An 18,459-nucleotide genomic window follows, 5' to 3' on the forward strand; every position below is an offset into this window, starting at 1 on the left:
CCTCTTATTATGCAAAACATTCGTTTTGCAGGTATTAGCACCGTTTCAAACATTTCGTTTGAAGGTTGCCGGGTTTCACAGGGCCTTTCCCTCCACCGCTCTCAATAAGAGTTGTCTTTATTATTTTATTTATGTAGCTAAAAGGAAATGCGTTCCCCTTTTAACAATGTTTGTTAATTTTTTAATAAATTTAGCATGCACAAAAGTAAAAGTCAATGACACTTGCGGAAAAATAAAAATTATTTAAAATAAAGTTGCAATTCAATTATCTTTTGTTGTAAAGTTAAAAACATAATAAAAATTTCATACGAACATTCTTATCTAGAGAGGTAGAGGGACTGGCCCTGTGACGCCTCAGCAACCATTAACATTTTGTTAATAAGGTGCTAATTCCAGCAAATTGTGAAAGATTTGACAGATGAGAAGAAGACTCTATTCAAACCGAAAGCCTTCTTCTTAGAAGGCTTTTTTTATTTTATATTCACTTAATGTTTCAATTTAAAAGGAGGAATTTTCACATGTCAACAATCGAAACAAAACTAGCACAAATCGGCAATCGCAGTGAAACTACAACTGGAACGGTTAATCCACCAGTTTATTTCTCAACCGCTTATCGTCATGAAGGAATTGGTAAATCTACTGGCTTTGACTATTCACGAACTGGCAATCCAACTCGAGGTCTTTTAGAACAGGCAATCGCAGACTTAGAATATGGCGAACAAGGTTATGCCTGTAGTTCAGGGATGGCGGCTGTTCTCCTCGTCCTTTCTCTATTCCGCTCTGGAGACGAACTTATTGTATCTGAAGATTTATACGGTGGAACGTATCGATTATTTTCTGAACATGAAAAAAAGTGGAATGTTCGATGTAGATACGTAAATACACAGTCTATTAAACAAATTGAGCAAGCTATCACAACTGAAACGAAGGCTATTTTCATAGAAACTCCAACTAATCCATTAATGCAAGTTACTGATATTGCTGCTGTCGCAACTGTAGCGAAAAGGCACGGACTACTTCTTATTGTAGACAACACATTCTACACACCTTATATACAGCAACCATTAACAGAAGGTGCTGACATTGTACTTCACAGCGCAACGAAATATTTAGGGGGACATAACGATGTACTAAGCGGACTTGTCATTGCAAAAGGAAAGGAACTTTGTGAAGAAATCGCTCATTATCATAATGCATCAGGTGCAGTTTTAAGCCCATTTGACTCATGGTTATTAATTCGCGGTATGAAAACGTTAGCGCTTCGCATGAGACAGCATGAAGAAAATGCGAAAGCAGTTGTTGCATATTTAAATGATGAAGACGGGGTGACAGATGTATTTTATCCTGGAAGAGGCGGCATGATTTCATTTCGCCTTAAAGATGAAGCTTGGATTAATCCATTCTTACAATCTTTATCCTTAATTACATTTGCCGAAAGTCTTGGTGGTGTAGAAAGTTTAATGACTTATCCAGCAACGCAAACACATGCTGATATTCCTGAAGAAATTAGAACAGCAAACGGTGTATGTAATCGTCTTCTTCGATTCTCCGTTGGCATTGAAAATAGTAACGATTTAATTCAAGACTTAAAGCAAGCCATTAAACTTGTAAAAGAAGGTGTAAGAATATGAGTTATTCTATAGATACACTCTTACTACACAACCAATATAAACATGACTCGCAAACAGGAGCTGTGAACGTTCCTATCTATAACACATCAACTTTTCACCAGTTTGATGTAGATACGTTCGGAAAATATGACTATAGCAGGTCAGGAAATCCAACTCGTGAAGCTCTTGAAGATATCATTGCTTTATTAGAAGGTGGAACAAAGGGATTCGCCTTTGCATCAGGCATTGCAGCGATTTCCACTGCATTCCTCCTTCTTTCACAAGGTGATCACGTACTCATTTCAGAAGATGTATACGGAGGCACTTACCGAGTGATAACTGAGGTACTCTCCCGTTACGGTGTTTCACATACATTTGTTGATATGACCAATTTAGAAGAAATAAAACAAAGCATTAAACCAAATACAAAGCTCTTTTATGTAGAAACACCTTCTAATCCACTTTTAAAGGTGACAGATATTCGCGAGGTTTCTAAACTTGCAAAATCTATTGGGGCTCTTACTTTTGTTGATAATACATTTTTGACACCACTATTCCAAAAACCACTTGAACTTGGAGCTGATGTTGTTCTTCATAGTGCCACAAAATTTATTGCTGGGCATAGTGATGTTACTGCCGGATTAGCAGTAGTAAAAGATGCAGAACTCGCTCAAAAGCTTGGATTTTTACAAAATGCATTCGGCGCTATTTTAGGACCTCAAGATTGTTCTCTCGTACTTCGCGGTCTAAAAACATTACATGTACGCCTCGAGCATTCAGCTAAAAATGCCAATAAAATTGCACATTATTTACAAGAGCACGCTAAAGTACAAAATGTCTATTATCCGGGATTACAAACACATCTCGGATTTGATATTCAACAATCTCAAGCAACATCAGCTGGAGCAGTCTTATCATTTACTTTGCAGTCAGAAGATGCACTCCGCCAATTTTTATCAAAAGTAAAATTACCTGTTTTTGCAGTTAGTTTAGGAGCTGTAGAGTCAATTCTTTCTTATCCAGCAAAAATGTCACATGCAGCACTGTCGCAAGAAGCTCGTGATGAAAGAGGAATCTCTAATTCATTACTTCGGTTATCAGTCGGTCTTGAAAATGTTAACGATTTAATATCCGATTTTGAAAATGCCCTTTCTTATGTAGAAGAACCTGTAAATGCATAGAGAAAAAAGAAGATATGAGAATAGGTTTTCATATCTTCTTTTTATGCGATTTAGTTATAGTCATTTGAAATTTTTCTTATAGTCCATAAAAAATAAAAGTATATCATCTATTTCTAAATAATGGATTAATTGATATATTAAGAAATAAAAAAGGGGTAAAAATAATGGATACTTGTGCAGATATTTTAATCGTTATCGATTTACAAAATGGCGTATGTTATGGCGGAGAGCATTTATTTGATTTACAGAACTTACTAACAAAAGTAAATAAAAGAATTTCTTCATACAGAAAATTAAATAAACCAATCCTTTTTGTTCAACATTGTGATGATGATTTAGTACCCGAGAAAGAACTTTGGGCTATTCATACCGATCTTGATGTTCAAGAACAAGATTTTTTTGTAAGAAAAACACATGCAAATTCATTTTATAAAACAAACTTAAAAGAAATTTTAGATCAATTATCTGTAAATCGCATTGAATTTTGCGGTGCCCAAACAGAGTACTGTATGGATGCTACGATTAAGTTTGCCCACGGACTGGGATACGAAAACTTTATGGTACAGAAAACAACCTCTACGTTGAATAATCCTTTTATGTCCGCAAAAGAGACAATTAATTTTTACGAGAACATATGGAATCACAGATTTTTAACGTTGCTAAAAGATGAATTTTAGAATAAATGACTAATGACTTGATTATCCTAAGATTTATCAGCCGTAATCAAATATTTCATTATCACCATAAAGAAGCGAATTACATTCAGCTTCTTTTCTTTTAACCTGTTTTATATTCTATATATATCATTATAATTCCTTTGTCATATTATTTTAAAAATTTCGTATATTCATTTGAAAGAATAAGAAAATCATGATAAAATTGTGTTACAAATATATCTATATCTTTCAATTTTTAAAACGCATCGAAATTTTCACCCAAAAATGTCATTTTACAAAAACGTGCTAATTTACCTATTTTATTTACATCATGGTCTCTTTTCTTACAATTTCTTTACTTTAGGACTTTTTTTCTGCAACAACTATTTTCTTTTCTTTAAATTTTTGGTATGTATAGTATGGTATAATAGCTCACACGGAGGTGGAAAAGAACATGTTAGAAACCTTTCAAAAAGAATTAGAACTATATGAAAGTAATGCAGAATTATTAAAAGTGCTGGCTCATCCTGTTCGTTTATGTATCGTAAAAGGATTAATTGAGCGCGGTCCAAGCAACGTTTCTACAATGTACACTGGCTTAAACATGCCACAATCTACAATTTCACAGCATTTAGCAAAATTAAAAAGCGCTAAAATCGTTTCTAGTGAAAGAAAAGGATTAGAAATTTATTACAAAGTAGAGAACGAAACAATAATTCAACTCGTTCGCGTATTATTAGGTTAGGGACTAATAATCGAAGAAAAAGAACGTATTCTATATTTTTTATCTCATATCTTTAATATAAATATATATCATGAGAGGAAATATATAATACTACATAAGTCGTATTAAAAAACAAGACACAGTATATACTGTGTCTTGTTTTTTATATTGTTACATACCGCTCCAAATGTAAATGTTGCATATCTTTTGTATGTATAACAACATCAAACGCACTCCCTACTCCTCCATTCAAAATCATAGAACGAACTGCTCGATTTTGTTTTTGCGTTTCAGAAAAAGGATTCATATCTTGATGGCTCGTAAGCTGTTCTAATATCCCTGCAGCTAACAAGAACTCAGATTGTTTCTTATGCCATACTGCACTCATTCCTTGCATACTAAACATCTCCTTTAGCTCGTCCCAATGAATATGAGTAGTAAGATCCATTTCACCTGGATGCGCTAGTGGGTTACGTATTAGCTTATGCTGATAATAACCTCGCAAACTTCCTTCACGATGTGCGGGATGCATCCATTCTTCTTTTGTGTATCCGTAATCAACTGTAATACATATACCTTTTTGAAACCATTTCGCGATTTCTTTTATATACTCCTCCATCACAATTGGTACTTCAAAACGTTGCCCTTCAGCAATATGAATATTATATTTCAATAAATATCGACCAATTCTTTTATCTAACGGCCTACATACTTCTGAAAGGTTTCCTTCCTCTGTATATGTAATACGTACTTCATACAACATACCATTTCTTTTCTCAATTATTTCAACAGGAAATGCATCAAACAACTCATTCGAAAAGAGAATTCCCTCGAAAGAATCTCCCATTTCACTATAGGAGGTATAGTACGATACATTAGAAAATGAGCCAAGTTGCTCCTGCTGTAATTTCCTATGAAAAGGGCTCACTTCAATCATTGAATAGTTTAAATCAATAAAGGTTTTTGGAGATAATTGCTTCCATTCTTGTAAAACATCATAGGCAAACTTTCCAGTTCCCCCACCAACCTCACAAATATTCGAAGCAACTTCACCATTTTCAACAAGACGAATAAAAAGTTTAGCAAAAGTTTTTGCAAAAACAGAGGATACATTGCTACTTGTAAAAAAATCCCCTTGTCTTCCAATCTTTTCACGTTCTTTCATATAATATCCATGACCTTCTGTATACAATACAAGGTTCATATACGTACTATATGAAATTGAATAATCCTTTTCTTTCCCCATCCATTCTCTTAAAATGAGCTCCATTCCCATAATGACTCCTTATTGTAAAAACGGATTATTTTCTTTTTCAAAACCAATGCTTGTTTCTGGACCATGTCCACATAACACCGCTGTCTCATCTGGTAATACAAATAATTTCTCTTCAATACTTCCAATTAATTCAGCAAAACTTCCACCAGGCAAATCTGTTCTTCCAATGCTCATTTGGAACAATGCATCTCCTGAGAATACAGCATTTGCCTCTTTACTATAATAAGAAATACTTCCTGGAGAATGTCCTGGCGTCTCAAAAATTTCAAAATTAAATGATCCAATTGTTAATGTACCTTCTGCATCAATAATATGATCCGCTGGTTTTGCTGTAATACTGCGGTTCATCATAAAAATTTGAGAGCCGTTTACAGTTGCATCTCCTAACCAATCTGCTTCTTCTTTATGTACGTATACAGGAATATGAAAAGCGTCTCTTACCGCATCAACAGCACCGATATGATCAAAGTGAGCATGCGTTAATAAAACAGCCAATGGTTTTAATTGTTCTTCTTGTAAATATGTAACGAGCTTTTCACCTTCGTGCCCAGGGTCAAAGATAATGCACTCTTTTTGATCGTTCATTAAAATATAAGCATTTGTTTGTAATGGGCCTAACGGCATTTGTATCCATTTCATATGAAAATCTCCTCCAGTTATTAAACTTACTTTTAATGATACAACATTTCTTTCTCTTAGGAAAAGAAAGGATGCTATCTCGACAATCATTTTTAAAACATGTACAATATAAAAGAGTAAATATTCCAAAAACTCATAATAAGAAATGGGTAGACAGAGGAGGATATTGCATGGGCCTTGTTATTATTTTTACACTTGTCACTCTGTTAGCTGTATTTGCTACGCTTAGAACACTTCGTGAAAAAAACTTTTTCGCGAGCGGCTTTGCAATTGCAACTGTACTCGTTTTCGGATGGTTTACGATCATGACTGTTCTATATAACGGGTATCCACCAGCAGCTTAATTCGTTTACACTTTATTCTTCATCGAGATTTCACACAAAAAGAGGAAGGGTTCCCCCTTCCTCTTTTCATATTTCAAAACTTATATCATCTTCGCTTCGTATTTGTGCTTTTTTACAAGCCAAGCTCCTCCGATAACACCTGCATCATTACCAAGTGTTGCAATAGCTAACTTCGTGCTCTTTACAGCACGTGAGAAAGCGTATTGCTCGAAATAGCGTTGAATTGGTTCTAATAGCGCATCTCCAGCTTTAGACACGCCTCCACCAATAACAATTTTCTCTGGGTTCAACGTACTAGATAGGTTCGCTACAGCTAACCCTAAATAAGAAGCTACTTTTTCTACTACTTCGCCTGCTAATTCATCACCTTGTCCAAGTGCTTCAAAGACATCTTTTGATGTAATACGTCCTTCTTCAGCTAACATAGAACGCAACATGCTTTCTTTATTAGTCTCTTGTATTTTTTGCATAGCAACACGTACAATACCTGTCGCAGATGCTACTGTTTCTAAGCAACCAGACTTCCCGCAATTACATGGGAAAGCATTTTCTGTAACTACTGTAATATGTCCAATCTCACCAGCAGCACCACTCACGCCGTGTACAATCTCACCATTGGCGATTACACCACCACCAACGCCCGTACCAAGTGTCATGCAGATTAAATCTTTTGCACCTTCACCAGCACCTTTCCACATTTCACCAAGCGCTGCTAAGTTTGCATCATTATCAATAACAACAGGTAATCCTGTTTCTACTTCTAATAAATCTTTTAGCGGATAGTTTTTCCACCCTAAATTAACCGCTTCATAAATCATTCCAGATGCCACATGTACAGGGCCAGGAGCTCCCATACCAATACCAATTAACTTGCTCTTCAATTCGCCTAATTCTTCTAGCTTTTTATCAATTGCTTTCGCAACATCAAGTGTAATATGTTTTCCTTGCTCACCTGTATTTGTAGGGATTTCCCACTTATGTAAAATTTCGCCGTATACATTAATAAATGCTAATTTAATCGTTGTACCACCAAGGTCAACACCAACTAACCATTTCTCTTCCATGTTGCTTACCTACCTTTATCTAATTCTTATTTAGCTCTTTTTGAATTTCTTGCTTCAATAAAAATAAAGCTGTTTGATAGTCTTGTGGATCGATTAGCTGTGATTGATTTAATTCACGCAATTCATCTTGCATTAATTGTAAATCTGCAATTCGATCTCCCGTATAAATAATCGTACCAAATTTCTTTAGCAATTGCTGAATATCATAAATAGATACCATTTCATCACCCTCTATGCTCACTTACTATAAAAATTATAATAAGAAAACGTTCACATATTTTATTATAATCAAGAAGAAAAAGTCTCGTCAATTTTTATTTGTCTATACAAGCTCATTTATAAGCATTGTTCCTTTTTCTGTAATAATTTTTTCTATATTTTTATCAAATGGCTCTACCGGAATGTGTTTTACCATTTGAAAATCATATGCTAATGATAGCGTTTTCCCTTTATAATGCACGAGATAACGATCATAATAGCCCCCGCCGTATCCAATCCGTTCTCCTCGCTCTGTATAAGCTACGCCTGGCACAATTTGAAGATCAATGTCATCCGCACTCACTTCTTCCGTAAGTCCCGGAATCGGTTCACGTAAATTCATATACACCGTTTCTAATTGATCAAAATCACTAATTTTCCGGAAGGACATCGTTCTTGTTCCTTTATTACACTTAGGAACTACAACTTTCTTTCCTTCTTCCCAAGCTTTTTCGATAATAGGATATGTATTCACTTCATTTTCCATTGAGAGAGTAATTCCAATTGTTTTAGCTTCAACCCACTCTTTTTGCGCATACAACGAAAATGCAATCTGTTCTGATAAAGTTGTATATTGTTCTTCTGATAAAGAATTCATGTGTTCTATTATTTGTTTACGCAAACGCACTTTCTCTTCTTTCACACATTCTCCTCCTTACAGTGACACTTTACTCTATGATGATAGTGTATCACTTTTAACATAGGAATCGAATAAAAAAAGAAACAGTAGGAAAATATTCCTACTGCTTACTTTGTTTCACGGTGTAACGTAGACTTCTTGTCACGCTTGCAATACTTTTTAAGCTCGATACGCTCAGCGTTGTTACGTTTATTTTTCTTTGAGATATAGTTACGATCTCCGCATTCTGTACATGCTAGAGTAATATTCACACGCATTCTTATTTCCCTCCAGTACTAATAACTTAAATCAGACTATACTATAATACCACTTTTAAAATAAAAATTCTACACCTTTTGATATTGTCTAATTTTTTCTATAAGATTTTTCATGTTTTCCCTTGCTATTACTGGGTTTCTAGCATGTGAATACACTAAAAATTTTGGTTGTTTTGTGTCAGAAACGATATAAGACCACTCTTTTTCAGTATATTTGAACTGTACTCCTTCAAATATACCTTCTCCCTTCCTTTCAATATCATCCAATAATTTCCTCATAATTTTCCCTTTTTCATTCCATGAACATACCACTTCATCATAAAGTAAATAGAGCGGAGGTGATTGCTCTACTATGCTGAGAAACGTTTTTCCTTGCAATGCTATTAGCTCAAATAATTTTCCAATTCGATATAAAATATCTCGCTTCCACCTTACTTGAAACGACTTCCTTTCATCCTGCGTATAAAACAGAAGATAACATTCTCCTAATTTCAAAGACATTGGGTAAATATTTCCTGTAGATTCGAGTAAGAAATCTGGAATAGCTACCTCTTCCAAATCTGTACCCTGGTAAATATTACTATGTTTATCGTATAACTCGAAATGATTTCCTTGCTCAGAAAACATAAGAGCCATATTCGCTTTACTTGATTTCATCAAAGCTTTCACATGATCTTTTTGTTCGCTTGCATAAATCCATGTAACTGTACAACCAAGTCTTTGTAGAAAGAGCATAAGTAAATGTTGCAACGTATCATTTCTCTTATTAATAAGAAGATGAAACTTCTGCATCTGTATTTTCTCGATATCAATATGCCCCAATATAACTTCTATATACTCATTCATAGAAACATGAACCAGCTTATTTCGCCCCATCTCTTTCTCCTGCACGTAATAAAATAATTCGGACATATATACTTGTTCTATCTCTTTTTGCTGCTTATACGTTAACGGCATGCCAGCTTGACCATACAACTTTATAACAATCTCATTCTCATTCTCCACTTGAATGAAAACCCCACCTGCACATTGCAAATGATGAACACTATATTGAAAAAGTGACTCGTTCATTTCTTTGCATTCCATCGTATGAATCCCTATACCATGAATAGCATGTAAAAATAAATTTTTATAAGAGGTTGTTTCTATATTTTCTTGACTTCCAATTAATATACTTTCTCCTTTTGTAAAAAGAGAGCCATACGCCATCGCAATCTTCACTATAAACTGGGGAGTAATTTCAACATTCCCTCTTCCTACAATGCGGCTTTTTTGTAACCACCCTGCACTCATTTCACTCTCTTGAATACCAGCCGCTCCTACTATCGAATGACTATCAATCGCCTTATAAGGCCATAGTTTTCCTTTTTGCTTAATTATCGTACTTCTCCCGATATGACAGTGATCCGCTACAATGCTTTTTTGAAACAGTGTAACGTCATCTTCAACTATTGTACGCTCTCCTATTGTCGTTTCTAATAGTTCACAATACTTTCCAATATGAGCATTTGCAAAAACAATACTTTTTTGAAGATGAGAATAATTTGAAACGATACTATTTTTTCCAATAATAGAATATGGCTCAATTACAGCTCCTGTACCAATCTTTGCTCCTTCTCCAATGAAAGAGGGGCCATGAATTTTTGTCCCTTTCCCAATCGTCACCCCTTCTCCCATCCATACCATCGGTAATACTTCCGTATAAGGAATAGGTACTTGTAACTTTTTCGTTAACAAATCAAATTGTGCTTGTCGATATTGATTAAATGTGCCGATATCTAACCAATAACCTTCTGACAAATATGCGAATAACACATTTTTGTTTGCCAATAACGGAAACACATCATGACTGAAATCAAAAAATTGTCTAGGCGGTATGTAAGAAAAGATTTCTGGCTCCATAATATATATGCCTGTATTCACAACATTAGATACTACCTCATTCCAGCCCGGCTTTTCTATATATCGTGTAACCTCCTGGTCTTTATTCATTACAACCAATCCAAATGAGAGTGGATTTTCTACTTCTTTCACAAACATTGTTACCATTCTTTTCTTTTGTTCATGAAACCTAATTCCTTCTGATAATTGAAAGTCAGTTAATGCATCCCCGCTTATTACAACAAATGTTTCATCTAAAAATTGTTCTGCTTGTTTAATACTCCCTGCTGTACCAAGCGGAGGAGAGTCTTCAAAATAATACAAGTTAACTCCCCATTTACTACCATCACCAAAATATCGCTTAATCGTCTTACTCATATATTGAACAGTAATTGCAATTTCACGAATACCATGCTGGCGTAATAACTCAATATTGTATTCTAAAACTGGTTTTTCTAATAATGGTAACATCGGCTTTGGAGTATTACATGTTAATGGTCTAAGGCGTCTTCCTTTTCCTCCAGCTAAAATAACCCCCTTCATATACTTCAGCCTCCACTTATATAATGTTCAGTAGCTCCATATACCATATGTATATTCTCTATCCCACATGAACTAGCAGCATAAACTTGATTAGTTAAACGAATCCTCATTTAAAAGACCCTATAATTAAATTTCCCACCTATAAAAACGTACGTTTAAAACGACAAGAAAGCGCTTACTATTAATTGATAAATAATACTTATTAACAAACAACATATATACTAATTTTCCCATTACATTATGATACATCTTATCATCATAAACTAAAGGAAACAACGAGCTTTTTTTGTCATGTTTTGACTAAAAAAAGCAGGTGATTTCTCATCACCTACTTTCATTCCTACTCATTCAATAAATAATGCTTTCCTTTTACTAAATAAAATACATTTTCAGCAATATTTGTAATATGGTCTGCTACACGCTCAATATATCTCGCCACAAATGATAATTGTGTAATTTGCGTAATTGCTTCTGGTTGTTCCGGAACTGAAGATATAAACTCACGAATTGCTTTTCCATATATTTCATCAACGGAATCATCCATTTCAGCAATTTGTTTCGCGAAAGTTAAATTTTCTTGTTCATATGCTTCTAACGCTAAATGCAACATCTTATTTGCAACCGCAAACATTTCATCCAGGTTGTGCAAACTAACAGCCACTTCTTTTTCCCCAAGACGAATTGTAGCCTTTGCAATATTAACAGCATGATCTGCAATACGCTCTAAATCTGTCGCTGTTTTAATTGAAATAAAGATCCTTCTTAAGTCACTTGCTACAGGTTGCTGCTTCGTAATGAGCATAAGCGCAAGATCGTTTATTTCCTCTTCTAAATTATCCATACGGTAATCACCATCAATGACCTCTAACGCTTTCTCTACATCCCTTGTATGCAGACCTTCCATAGCAATCAATAAAGCCGCATTTGCTAATTCGCCAAGCTCAATCACCTTTTGCTGTAACACTTTTAAATCACCTTGAAACTGTTCTCTTACCATTTTTTCTTCCCCCTCAATATTATGTGCCATTATATACAAAGTGAAACTTTAATCACCCCTCATCAATCGGGCTTTTACAGGCCGCCCGCCCACCTAACTTCTTTGCTTTTGCTGAATTTTGAGGTGGGGTCTTACTGCCCGCAAATAGCGGGATAAACCTCCTACATAACCTCTTACGCTTGTAATCAACCTTAAGATAAAGAGAAGGTATTACTTCCCTATTAAAGTGAGATAAAAATAAGAAATGCCCTCTGTTAAGAGGGCATTTTCTCTTAGCTTTGCAACGATATCAACCAAAGCGACCTGTAATATAATCTTCTGTACGCTTATCTGAAGGCGTCGTAAATAATTTGTTTGTATCTGTATACTCCACAACTTCCCCGCTTAAGAAGAAAGCGGTTTTGTCTGAAATACGCGCTGCTTGTTGCATATTATGCGTTACGATAACAATACTAAAGTCTTTCTTTAACTCTTGAATTAATTCTTCTACTTTTAATGTTGAAATTGGATCTAGTGCCGATGTTGGCTCATCCATTAAAATAACGTCTGGCTCAATAGCTAAGCAACGTGCGATGCATAGACGCTGTTGCTGTCCACCAGATAAACCGTATGCATTATCGTGCAAACGATCTTTTAACTCATCCCAAATCGCTGCTCCGCGTAAACTTTTCTCAACAATTTCATCTAATGTCTTTTTATCACGAATACCATGGATTTTTGGACCGTATGCTACATTCTCATAAATAGATTTTGGAAATGGATTTGGCTTTTGGAACACCATTCCTACGTGCGTTCTTAATTCTTCAACTGGATATGATTTATCAAATATATTGCGTTCTCTATATTCAATTACACCTGTAGTTCGAACGATCGGTACTAACTCTACCATGCGATTTAACGTTTTTAAGTACGTTGATTTACCACAGCCACTTGGACCGATAATTGCTGTAACTTCATTCTCATGAATACTTAAATTAATATCTTTTAAAGCATGGTCTTCCCCATACCATAAATTTAAGTTTTTCGTATCAAATACTACTTTCTTTGGCGCAGTCTCGATTTTCTCTTCGTTTTTCACCTGTACATTTACTACTGTTGCTACCATTTGAATTCCCCTTTCATCCACTTCCAACTTATTTTCGATTTCGTAACCATAAAACAAATATATTGATAAATAGCAACAAACCTAACAAAACAATCATCCCAGCTGCTGCTACATACTGAAATTCTTCTTGTGGCCTACTCATCCAATTAAAAATTTGAATTGGTAAAACTGTAAATCTATCAAACATACTAAATGGAACATAATTTGCAAACGCAAGTGCCCCAATAACTAATAGTGGTGCTGCTTCTCCAATTGCTCTTGATATCGCTAACGTACAGCCCGTTATAATCCCCGGGAAAGCATATGGCAATACAATTTGATACATCGTTTGCCACTTCGTAGCACCTAATCCGTAAGAACCCTCTAATAATGCACTTGGTACTGATCGGATTGCTTCTTGACTCGCCACAACAACTGTTGGTAAGACGAGTAAACTCATCGTCAGTGCTGCTGCAACTATACTCTCTCCTAAATGAAGAGCATATACAAAAATAGTTAAACCAAGCAATCCAAATACAACGGATGGTACTCCTGCTAACGTTTGATTATTAATCTCTACTATTTTTTTAAATAGAGATTCCTTCGCATATTGCTCTAAATAGAGGGCTGTTCCAACTCCAAATATAAAAGAAACAGGTATAACAATACTCATAAATAATATTGTCCCTGACAAAGCTGCAGCAATACCAGCTTCTTTCGGATTACGTGAAGCGAAATTTGTAAAGAAATCTATTGAAAGATAGCTTATACCTTTTTCAACAATTTGAAACAGTAACACAAACAAAATTACGATTGAAAATAAAATCGCTATATAAAATAACAATTTGTAAATTCGATCTTTTAAAAAGCGTGATGCCATGTTTTTTTGTATTTTTTTATGATTCAACGTCCGCATATTATGTCATCCTCCTAAAACGGCGCATAATTGACTGCGAAATGATGTTCATAATAAAAGTAAACAAAAATAATGTTGCACCTACAGCATACATGCTGTAATACGTAATCGTTCCATGCGGAGCATCACCTAAACTTACTTGCACAATATAGGCTGTTAACGTTTGAATAGAATGTGTCGGATCAAGCGATACATTTGGTGTGGATCCTGCCGCAATTACAACAATCATCGTTTCACCAATTGCACGCGAAGCCGCTAATATAATTGCTGCCATAATCCCTGTAAAAGCGGACGGAAACACCACTTGTTTTACCATTTCAAACCGCGTCGCTCCGAGTGCTAATGAAGCTTCTTTCGTCCCTTTCACCACAGCTCTCATCGCGTCTTCAGATAGAGATGCAACTGTAGGCATCATCATAAATCCGATAACGATTCCTGGGCTAATCGCATTAAAAAACTGTAAATCTGGTATAATCCTTTGTAAAAGCGGCGTAACAATTGTTAATGCAAAAAAACCATATACAATTGTCGGGATACCTGCTAATAGCTCTAACATCGGCTTTAATATTTTCCGTGCACTATTTGAAGCATATTCGCTTAAAAATACGGCACACGCTAAACCGATAGGAATTGCTACAAACATAGCGATTGCTGTTACAAGGAACGTTCCACATATAAGTGGTAATATACCGAATTTAGGATTTTCAAAAAACGGTAACCATTCTTTCTCCGTCAAAAAGGAGTACAATGATATTTTTTGAAAAAACATGATTGTTTCATTAGAGAGCGTAAAAACAATTCCAAGTGTCGTAACAATAGAAACGCTAGCAATTATTTTTAGTAACAAAGGCATTATTCGATTGATTCGCTGCGTTTTTTTTCTTTGTTTTGTATTTCTTTCAATCAAATGTTGTACAGAAAATGTAATTTGACTTTTGTCATTATGAGCCAAAGATGAAAACCCCTTTCCACCCTGACATTACCTTTTTATTTCTGTTAACATACGCAGCTGTTCATTGTATTTTTCTTTTCTTAATTTTACATACCCGACCTCTTCAGCGAGGTTACCAACATGCTGAATCATAAACTCAACATAGTTTGCTACATTCATTTTATTTCGGATAGATGCATTATTCACATAAGTAAGTAGCGGCCTAGATAACGGCTTATACTTCCCTGACTGAATGGTCTCTTTCGTCGGAAATACACCATTCACTTTTATTGCTTTCACCTTATCTCGATTAGCCATATAATAAGCATATCCTACAAAAGCAATGGCATGTTTATCATTCATTACCCCTTGCATAATAACTTGATCATCTTCAGACAAAGAGACTTTTTTTACAATGCGATGATTTTGTAAGATGACATTTTGAAAATAATCATAAGTACCAGAGTCTACGCCTGGTGCATAAAACTTCACTTGTTCACGTGGCCATGTTGAATGAATTTGTGACCATCGCTTCTCTCTTCCATCTTCACTCCACAGTAAACGTAACTCGTCTACTGACATATCGTCTACCCATGTATTGTGCCGATTCACGACAATTGTAAGACCATCGTTAGCGACCTCAAAAGGTGTGAACTGAATAGAGTTTTTCTTCATCTCATTTTTCTCGACTTGTTTCATTACTCTCGAAGCATTATTTATATCTACTTCTCCTTTACTGAAACGATTAAATCCTCCTCCAGTTCCAGAAACACTGATGGAAATTTTCACGTCTGGATGCACCTTTGTATATTCCTCCGCTACTGCTTCTATAATAGGAAAAACCGTTGAGGATCCATCAACTCTCACTTCTCCCATTTCATTTAAAGCAAATGCAGTAGACATTTCAAAACAGAGGAACCATATCGATAGTACGAAAATTATAATCGGTGTACGCATCCATTTCACGTGTTCTTCCTCCTAGAAGTAACCGGAAATAACAGGATTACAGATATAAGAATACTGCTAAACTATTAATTCGGTTTTAATTGTTTGTAAAAGTTTTGTAAAGTTCCACATAAATCAACATACGGTACAATTTTAATTCAGTAGTAGCTATTCATTTCCTCTGATGATTTCCCTATAAAATATTTATCCCCTATCCCACCATATACAAGTATCATTTATAAGGCCGCGTGTTTCCCAATATTGTATACTTGTCCACATTTATTACACGATATGCATAAACCATAAAAAAAAGCACACTATCTTTTCAGATAGTGTGCTTTTTTTAAATTTTTTTATTCATCATCTTGATCTTTATTTTTATTGTTTTTATCATCTTTTGGAGCTTCACCATTTACTTCTTGGTTTTTTAAATCAAAGTAGGCGTCCATAATTTCACGACCAATATATCCATTAATACCAGTCTTATCATCGTGTACCCATGGAACAACAACAGAGAATGCTACTTCTGGATCTTCAAGTGGCGCATAACCTACTAATGTTAAGTTATATGTTTCCACACGTTCACCATTTGCCTTTCTACCAATCTCTTTATCTCCGCCATACACAGTTTGCGCGGTACCTGTCTTCCCTGCCGCTTTATATTTTGCACCTGTAAAGTATTTGGTAGCTGTACCACCTGAATCATTATACACTTGTCTAAATCCTTCTTGAACACGTTTAATTTGCGATTCTGGCATATCAACACGATTTAATACTTTCGGTTCCATAGATTGAACAACTTTCCCAACTTCATCTGGTTTCACTGCCGGTTGACGAATTTCTTTTACAACTTGTGGTTGCATACGATATCCACCATTGGCAATCGTCGAAATATATTGCGCTAATTGAAGCGGTGTATACGTATCATACTGTCCAATTGATAAATCTAGTAAGAAACCTGGTTGACTACCTCTCCCCATCTGACCAGCAGATTCATTCGGTAAATCAATTCCTGTTTTTACACCAAGTCCAAACTGTCCGAAATAATAACGCATCGTATCAAATGCTTTTTGAGGTATATCTAACGTACCACCTCTCACATATGGAACACCAGCGATATTCATCGCTGTTTTAAACATATAAACGTTAGAAGACATTTTTAAAGCTGTAAGATCATTAATATATCCCATCGTTTTCCAAGATGACTTCGTAGGTGTACCTTTTAATTTAATTGGTTCATCCAATTGTACTGAACCTGGTTGAATCGCACCAGTTTGATATCCAGTAAGTACTGTTGCACCTTTTACAGTTGACCCCATCGGATAAGAACTTGTCATGGTACCTAATGCAAAGTCATTTACTTTCGTTTGACCATCTTCGTTAACTAATTGTTTCCCAGCCATAGATAAAACTTCACCATTTTTTGGGTTCATCATTACAACGAATGCGCGATCTAAAAGAGGTTCGCTTCCTTTAAATCTCATTAAATTCTTCGTAAGAATATCCTCCACGCGCTTTTGTAATTCCATATCAATCGTTAAATTCAGGTCATTACCACTTTGTCCTTTTGATACATTAATCGTTTCTAAAATATTACCGTTTTTATCTGTAACATTTCTAACTTCTGCTTTCGTACCGTGCAGACTATCTTCATACTGTTGTTCAAGATAACTTTTTCCTACTCGGTCATTTCGATTATAATCACGAACAAGATAGTAATCTAGTCTTTCTCTTGGTAAACCTTCGTCAGAAGTTGTTACACCACCAAGTACACTTCGGAACAAATCACCATCATATGCATATTTTCGTTCCCAATCAACACTTGTATCTACTCCCGGCAATTGCGCTAAATTTTCACTAATAATCGCATATTCTTCATCTGTTGCATTTTTCTTAAGAACTTGAGGTGTCATTGCATATCCGCCATCCATCTTACTCTTAATCGCTAGTATTTCTAGATCTTTTGCGGATAATTGATTAATCTCTTCTTCTGTTACACGACTGCGCTGACGCTCGTCTAATTCTTTATCATCAATTTTTTTATCTTTAAACTCTTGACGATCTTTATTCGTAATTTTTTCTTTAGCTTCCTCTTTATGCATAGCAAGCCAATAATCTTTTTTATCGCGATCTGTTAATTTATCTGTCGGTACTTCAATCAAATCTGCTAGCTTTTTCGCTGTTTCTAAGCGATCCTCTGCAGTTGATCCTTTCATTTTTGTAAATGTAATAGTACGAATGGCTGCATTATCTACTACAGGTCGCCCATAACGGTCAAATATTTTCCCACGCGGTACAGGATTACTTATCGTTGAGTTTTCTTTCTTCTCCACTTCATTCTTATATTCTTCACCGCGAACAATTTGTACATATCCGAGCCTTACAATAACCGCGGAGAACATTAAAAACACACAGAAAAACAGCACGTTTAACCGAAAAGGAACGTGGGTCTTTTTCTTATTTTGCTTCTGCTTCTTGCTCATACAAACCCCCTCTACCAACAGCTATGTAAT

General features: G+C 35.3%; 18 protein-coding genes and 2 riboswitches. Of the genes, 5 read left to right on the forward strand and 13 right to left on the reverse strand.

Features of this window, described 5'->3' with window-relative positions; translation table 11 throughout:
• Position 1: 1 nt before the first annotated feature.
• A riboswitch (SAM riboswitch) is annotated at positions 2–111 on the reverse strand.
• A 203-nt stretch (positions 112–314) separates the two neighbouring features.
• Positions 315–425: riboswitch (SAM riboswitch) on the forward strand.
• A 93-nt stretch (positions 426–518) separates the two neighbouring features.
• The 4 genes from metI (at position 519) to DN400_RS14185 (ending at position 4,192) form a co-directional block, all read left to right on the forward strand.
• The gene (gene metI / locus DN400_RS14170) at positions 519–1,631 is read left to right on the forward strand and encodes a cystathionine gamma-synthase/O-acetylhomoserine thiolyase (protein WP_000103887.1); all 1,113 of its coding nucleotides are present in this window, start codon (positions 519–521) and stop codon (positions 1,629–1,631) included.
• Positions 1,628–2,791 (forward strand): cystathionine beta-lyase, encoded by a 1,164-nt coding sequence (gene metC, locus DN400_RS14175; protein ID WP_023523020.1) that lies wholly within the window; start codon positions 1,628–1,630, stop codon positions 2,789–2,791. The genes metI and metC overlap by 4 nt, the downstream gene beginning before the upstream one ends.
• Before the next feature lie 164 nt (positions 2,792–2,955).
• Positions 2,956–3,468 carry a cysteine hydrolase family protein gene (locus tag DN400_RS14180; RefSeq protein WP_065229362.1) on the forward strand — a complete coding sequence of 171 codons (513 nt, stop codon included), beginning with the start codon at positions 2,956–2,958 and terminating at the stop codon, positions 3,466–3,468.
• Between the two features lie 433 nt (positions 3,469–3,901).
• Positions 3,902–4,192, forward strand: coding sequence for an ArsR/SmtB family transcription factor (locus DN400_RS14185; RefSeq protein WP_000894377.1), 291 nt, complete (start codon positions 3,902–3,904; stop codon positions 4,190–4,192).
• A 142-nt stretch (positions 4,193–4,334) separates the two neighbouring features.
• Here the strand turns inward: DN400_RS14185 and DN400_RS14190 are convergent, their stop codons facing one another.
• Complete coding sequence (locus DN400_RS14190) at positions 4,335–5,447, reverse strand: class I SAM-dependent methyltransferase (protein WP_065229363.1); 1,113 nt, start codon at positions 5,445–5,447, stop codon at positions 4,335–4,337.
• A 9-nt stretch (positions 5,448–5,456) separates the two neighbouring features.
• Positions 5,457–6,086 (reverse strand): MBL fold metallo-hydrolase, encoded by a 630-nt coding sequence (locus DN400_RS14195; protein WP_147801720.1) that lies wholly within the window; start codon positions 6,084–6,086, stop codon positions 5,457–5,459.
• A gap of 170 nt (positions 6,087–6,256) precedes the next feature.
• Here DN400_RS14195 and DN400_RS14200 point away from each other — a divergent pair, with 170 nt between their 5' ends.
• On the forward strand, positions 6,257–6,430 hold the full coding sequence (locus tag DN400_RS14200; RefSeq protein ID WP_000524852.1) for a DUF2759 domain-containing protein: 174 nt from the start codon (positions 6,257–6,259) through the stop codon (positions 6,428–6,430).
• An 80-nt stretch (positions 6,431–6,510) separates the two neighbouring features.
• Here DN400_RS14200 and glcK read toward each other — a convergent pair whose 3' ends face one another.
• From glcK to DN400_RS14260, 11 genes are all read right to left on the reverse strand, one after another.
• Entirely contained in the window at positions 6,511–7,494 is a 984-nt protein-coding gene (gene glcK / locus DN400_RS14205; RefSeq protein WP_000391701.1) for a glucokinase, read from the reverse strand.
• A 19-nt stretch (positions 7,495–7,513) separates the two neighbouring features.
• Entirely contained in the window at positions 7,514–7,714 is a 201-nt protein-coding gene (locus DN400_RS14210; RefSeq protein WP_000253699.1) for a YqgQ family protein, read from the reverse strand.
• A gap of 102 nt (positions 7,715–7,816) precedes the next feature.
• Positions 7,817–8,395: a 5-formyltetrahydrofolate cyclo-ligase gene (locus DN400_RS14215; protein ID WP_000656861.1), complete on the reverse strand. Its 579-nt coding sequence runs from the start codon at positions 8,393–8,395 to the stop codon at positions 7,817–7,819.
• A gap of 104 nt (positions 8,396–8,499) precedes the next feature.
• Positions 8,500–8,649 (reverse strand): 50S ribosomal protein L33, encoded by a 150-nt coding sequence (gene rpmG, locus DN400_RS14220; protein ID WP_001265616.1) that lies wholly within the window; start codon positions 8,647–8,649, stop codon positions 8,500–8,502.
• A 69-nt stretch (positions 8,650–8,718) separates the two neighbouring features.
• Positions 8,719–11,073, reverse strand: coding sequence for a sugar phosphate nucleotidyltransferase (locus DN400_RS14225; RefSeq protein WP_147801721.1), 2,355 nt, complete (start codon positions 11,071–11,073; stop codon positions 8,719–8,721).
• 340 nt (positions 11,074–11,413) lie between these two features.
• A complete protein-coding gene (gene phoU, locus DN400_RS14235; protein ID WP_000251246.1) occupies positions 11,414–12,070 on the reverse strand; it encodes a phosphate signaling complex protein PhoU in 657 nt (218 codons plus the stop codon).
• Between the two features lie 289 nt (positions 12,071–12,359).
• Entirely contained in the window at positions 12,360–13,175 is an 816-nt protein-coding gene (gene pstB / locus DN400_RS14240) for a phosphate ABC transporter ATP-binding protein (RefSeq protein ID WP_000226681.1), read from the reverse strand.
• Between the two features lie 28 nt (positions 13,176–13,203).
• Positions 13,204–14,070, reverse strand: a complete 867-nt coding sequence (gene pstA / locus DN400_RS14245; protein ID WP_065229364.1) for a phosphate ABC transporter permease PstA — start codon at positions 14,068–14,070, stop codon at positions 13,204–13,206.
• A gap of 1 nt (position 14,071) precedes the next feature.
• The gene (gene pstC / locus DN400_RS14250) at positions 14,072–15,022 is read right to left on the reverse strand and encodes a phosphate ABC transporter permease subunit PstC (RefSeq protein ID WP_061659936.1); all 951 of its coding nucleotides are present in this window, start codon (positions 15,020–15,022) and stop codon (positions 14,072–14,074) included.
• Between the two features lie 27 nt (positions 15,023–15,049).
• Positions 15,050–15,958 carry a PstS family phosphate ABC transporter substrate-binding protein gene (locus DN400_RS14255; protein ID WP_276578355.1) on the reverse strand — a complete coding sequence of 303 codons (909 nt, stop codon included), beginning with the start codon at positions 15,956–15,958 and terminating at the stop codon, positions 15,050–15,052.
• A 341-nt stretch (positions 15,959–16,299) separates the two neighbouring features.
• Positions 16,300–18,429 carry a peptidoglycan D,D-transpeptidase FtsI family protein gene (locus DN400_RS14260; RefSeq protein WP_053563643.1) on the reverse strand — a complete coding sequence of 710 codons (2,130 nt, stop codon included), beginning with the start codon at positions 18,427–18,429 and terminating at the stop codon, positions 16,300–16,302.
• Between the last annotated feature and the right edge of the window lie 30 nt (positions 18,430–18,459).

It is taken from the genome of Bacillus sp. AR8-1 (genome assembly GCF_008042345.1).
Classification (GTDB): Bacteria; Bacillota; Bacilli; order Bacillales; family Bacillaceae_G; genus Bacillus_A; species Bacillus_A cereus.

Excerpts from the sequence above, each read along its gene's own strand:
- phoU (WP_000251246.1), bottom strand. The coding sequence starts at position 12,070 with ATGGTAAGAGAACAGTTTCAAGGTGATTTAAAAGTGTTACAGCAAAAG.
- rpmG (WP_001265616.1), bottom strand. The coding sequence starts at position 8,649 with ATGCGTGTGAATATTACTCTAGCATGTACAGAATGCGGAGATCGTAAC.
- DN400_RS14260 (WP_053563643.1), bottom strand. The coding sequence starts at position 18,429 with ATGAGCAAGAAGCAGAAGCAAAATAAGAAAAAGACCCACGTTCCTTTT.
- DN400_RS14200 (WP_000524852.1), top strand. The coding sequence starts at position 6,257 with ATGGGCCTTGTTATTATTTTTACACTTGTCACTCTGTTAGCTGTATTT.
- DN400_RS14210 (WP_000253699.1), bottom strand. The coding sequence starts at position 7,714 with ATGGTATCTATTTATGATATTCAGCAATTGCTAAAGAAATTTGGTACG.
- pstB (WP_000226681.1), bottom strand. The coding sequence starts at position 13,175 with ATGGTAGCAACAGTAGTAAATGTACAGGTGAAAAACGAAGAGAAAATC.
- DN400_RS14185 (WP_000894377.1), top strand. The coding sequence starts at position 3,902 with ATGTTAGAAACCTTTCAAAAAGAATTAGAACTATATGAAAGTAATGCA.
- DN400_RS14180 (WP_065229362.1), top strand. The coding sequence starts at position 2,956 with ATGGATACTTGTGCAGATATTTTAATCGTTATCGATTTACAAAATGGC.
- DN400_RS14225 (WP_147801721.1), bottom strand. The coding sequence starts at position 11,073 with ATGAAGGGGGTTATTTTAGCTGGAGGAAAAGGAAGACGCCTTAGACCA.
- DN400_RS14255 (WP_276578355.1), bottom strand. The coding sequence starts at position 15,958 with ATGCGTACACCGATTATAATTTTCGTACTATCGATATGGTTCCTCTGT.
- pstA (WP_065229364.1), bottom strand. The coding sequence starts at position 14,070 with ATGCGGACGTTGAATCATAAAAAAATACAAAAAAACATGGCATCACGC.
- DN400_RS14195 (WP_147801720.1), bottom strand. The coding sequence starts at position 6,086 with ATGAAATGGATACAAATGCCGTTAGGCCCATTACAAACAAATGCTTAT.
- metI (WP_000103887.1), top strand. The coding sequence starts at position 519 with ATGTCAACAATCGAAACAAAACTAGCACAAATCGGCAATCGCAGTGAA.
- DN400_RS14190 (WP_065229363.1), bottom strand. The coding sequence starts at position 5,447 with ATGGGAATGGAGCTCATTTTAAGAGAATGGATGGGGAAAGAAAAGGAT.
- metC (WP_023523020.1), top strand. The coding sequence starts at position 1,628 with ATGAGTTATTCTATAGATACACTCTTACTACACAACCAATATAAACAT.
- glcK (WP_000391701.1), bottom strand. The coding sequence starts at position 7,494 with ATGGAAGAGAAATGGTTAGTTGGTGTTGACCTTGGTGGTACAACGATT.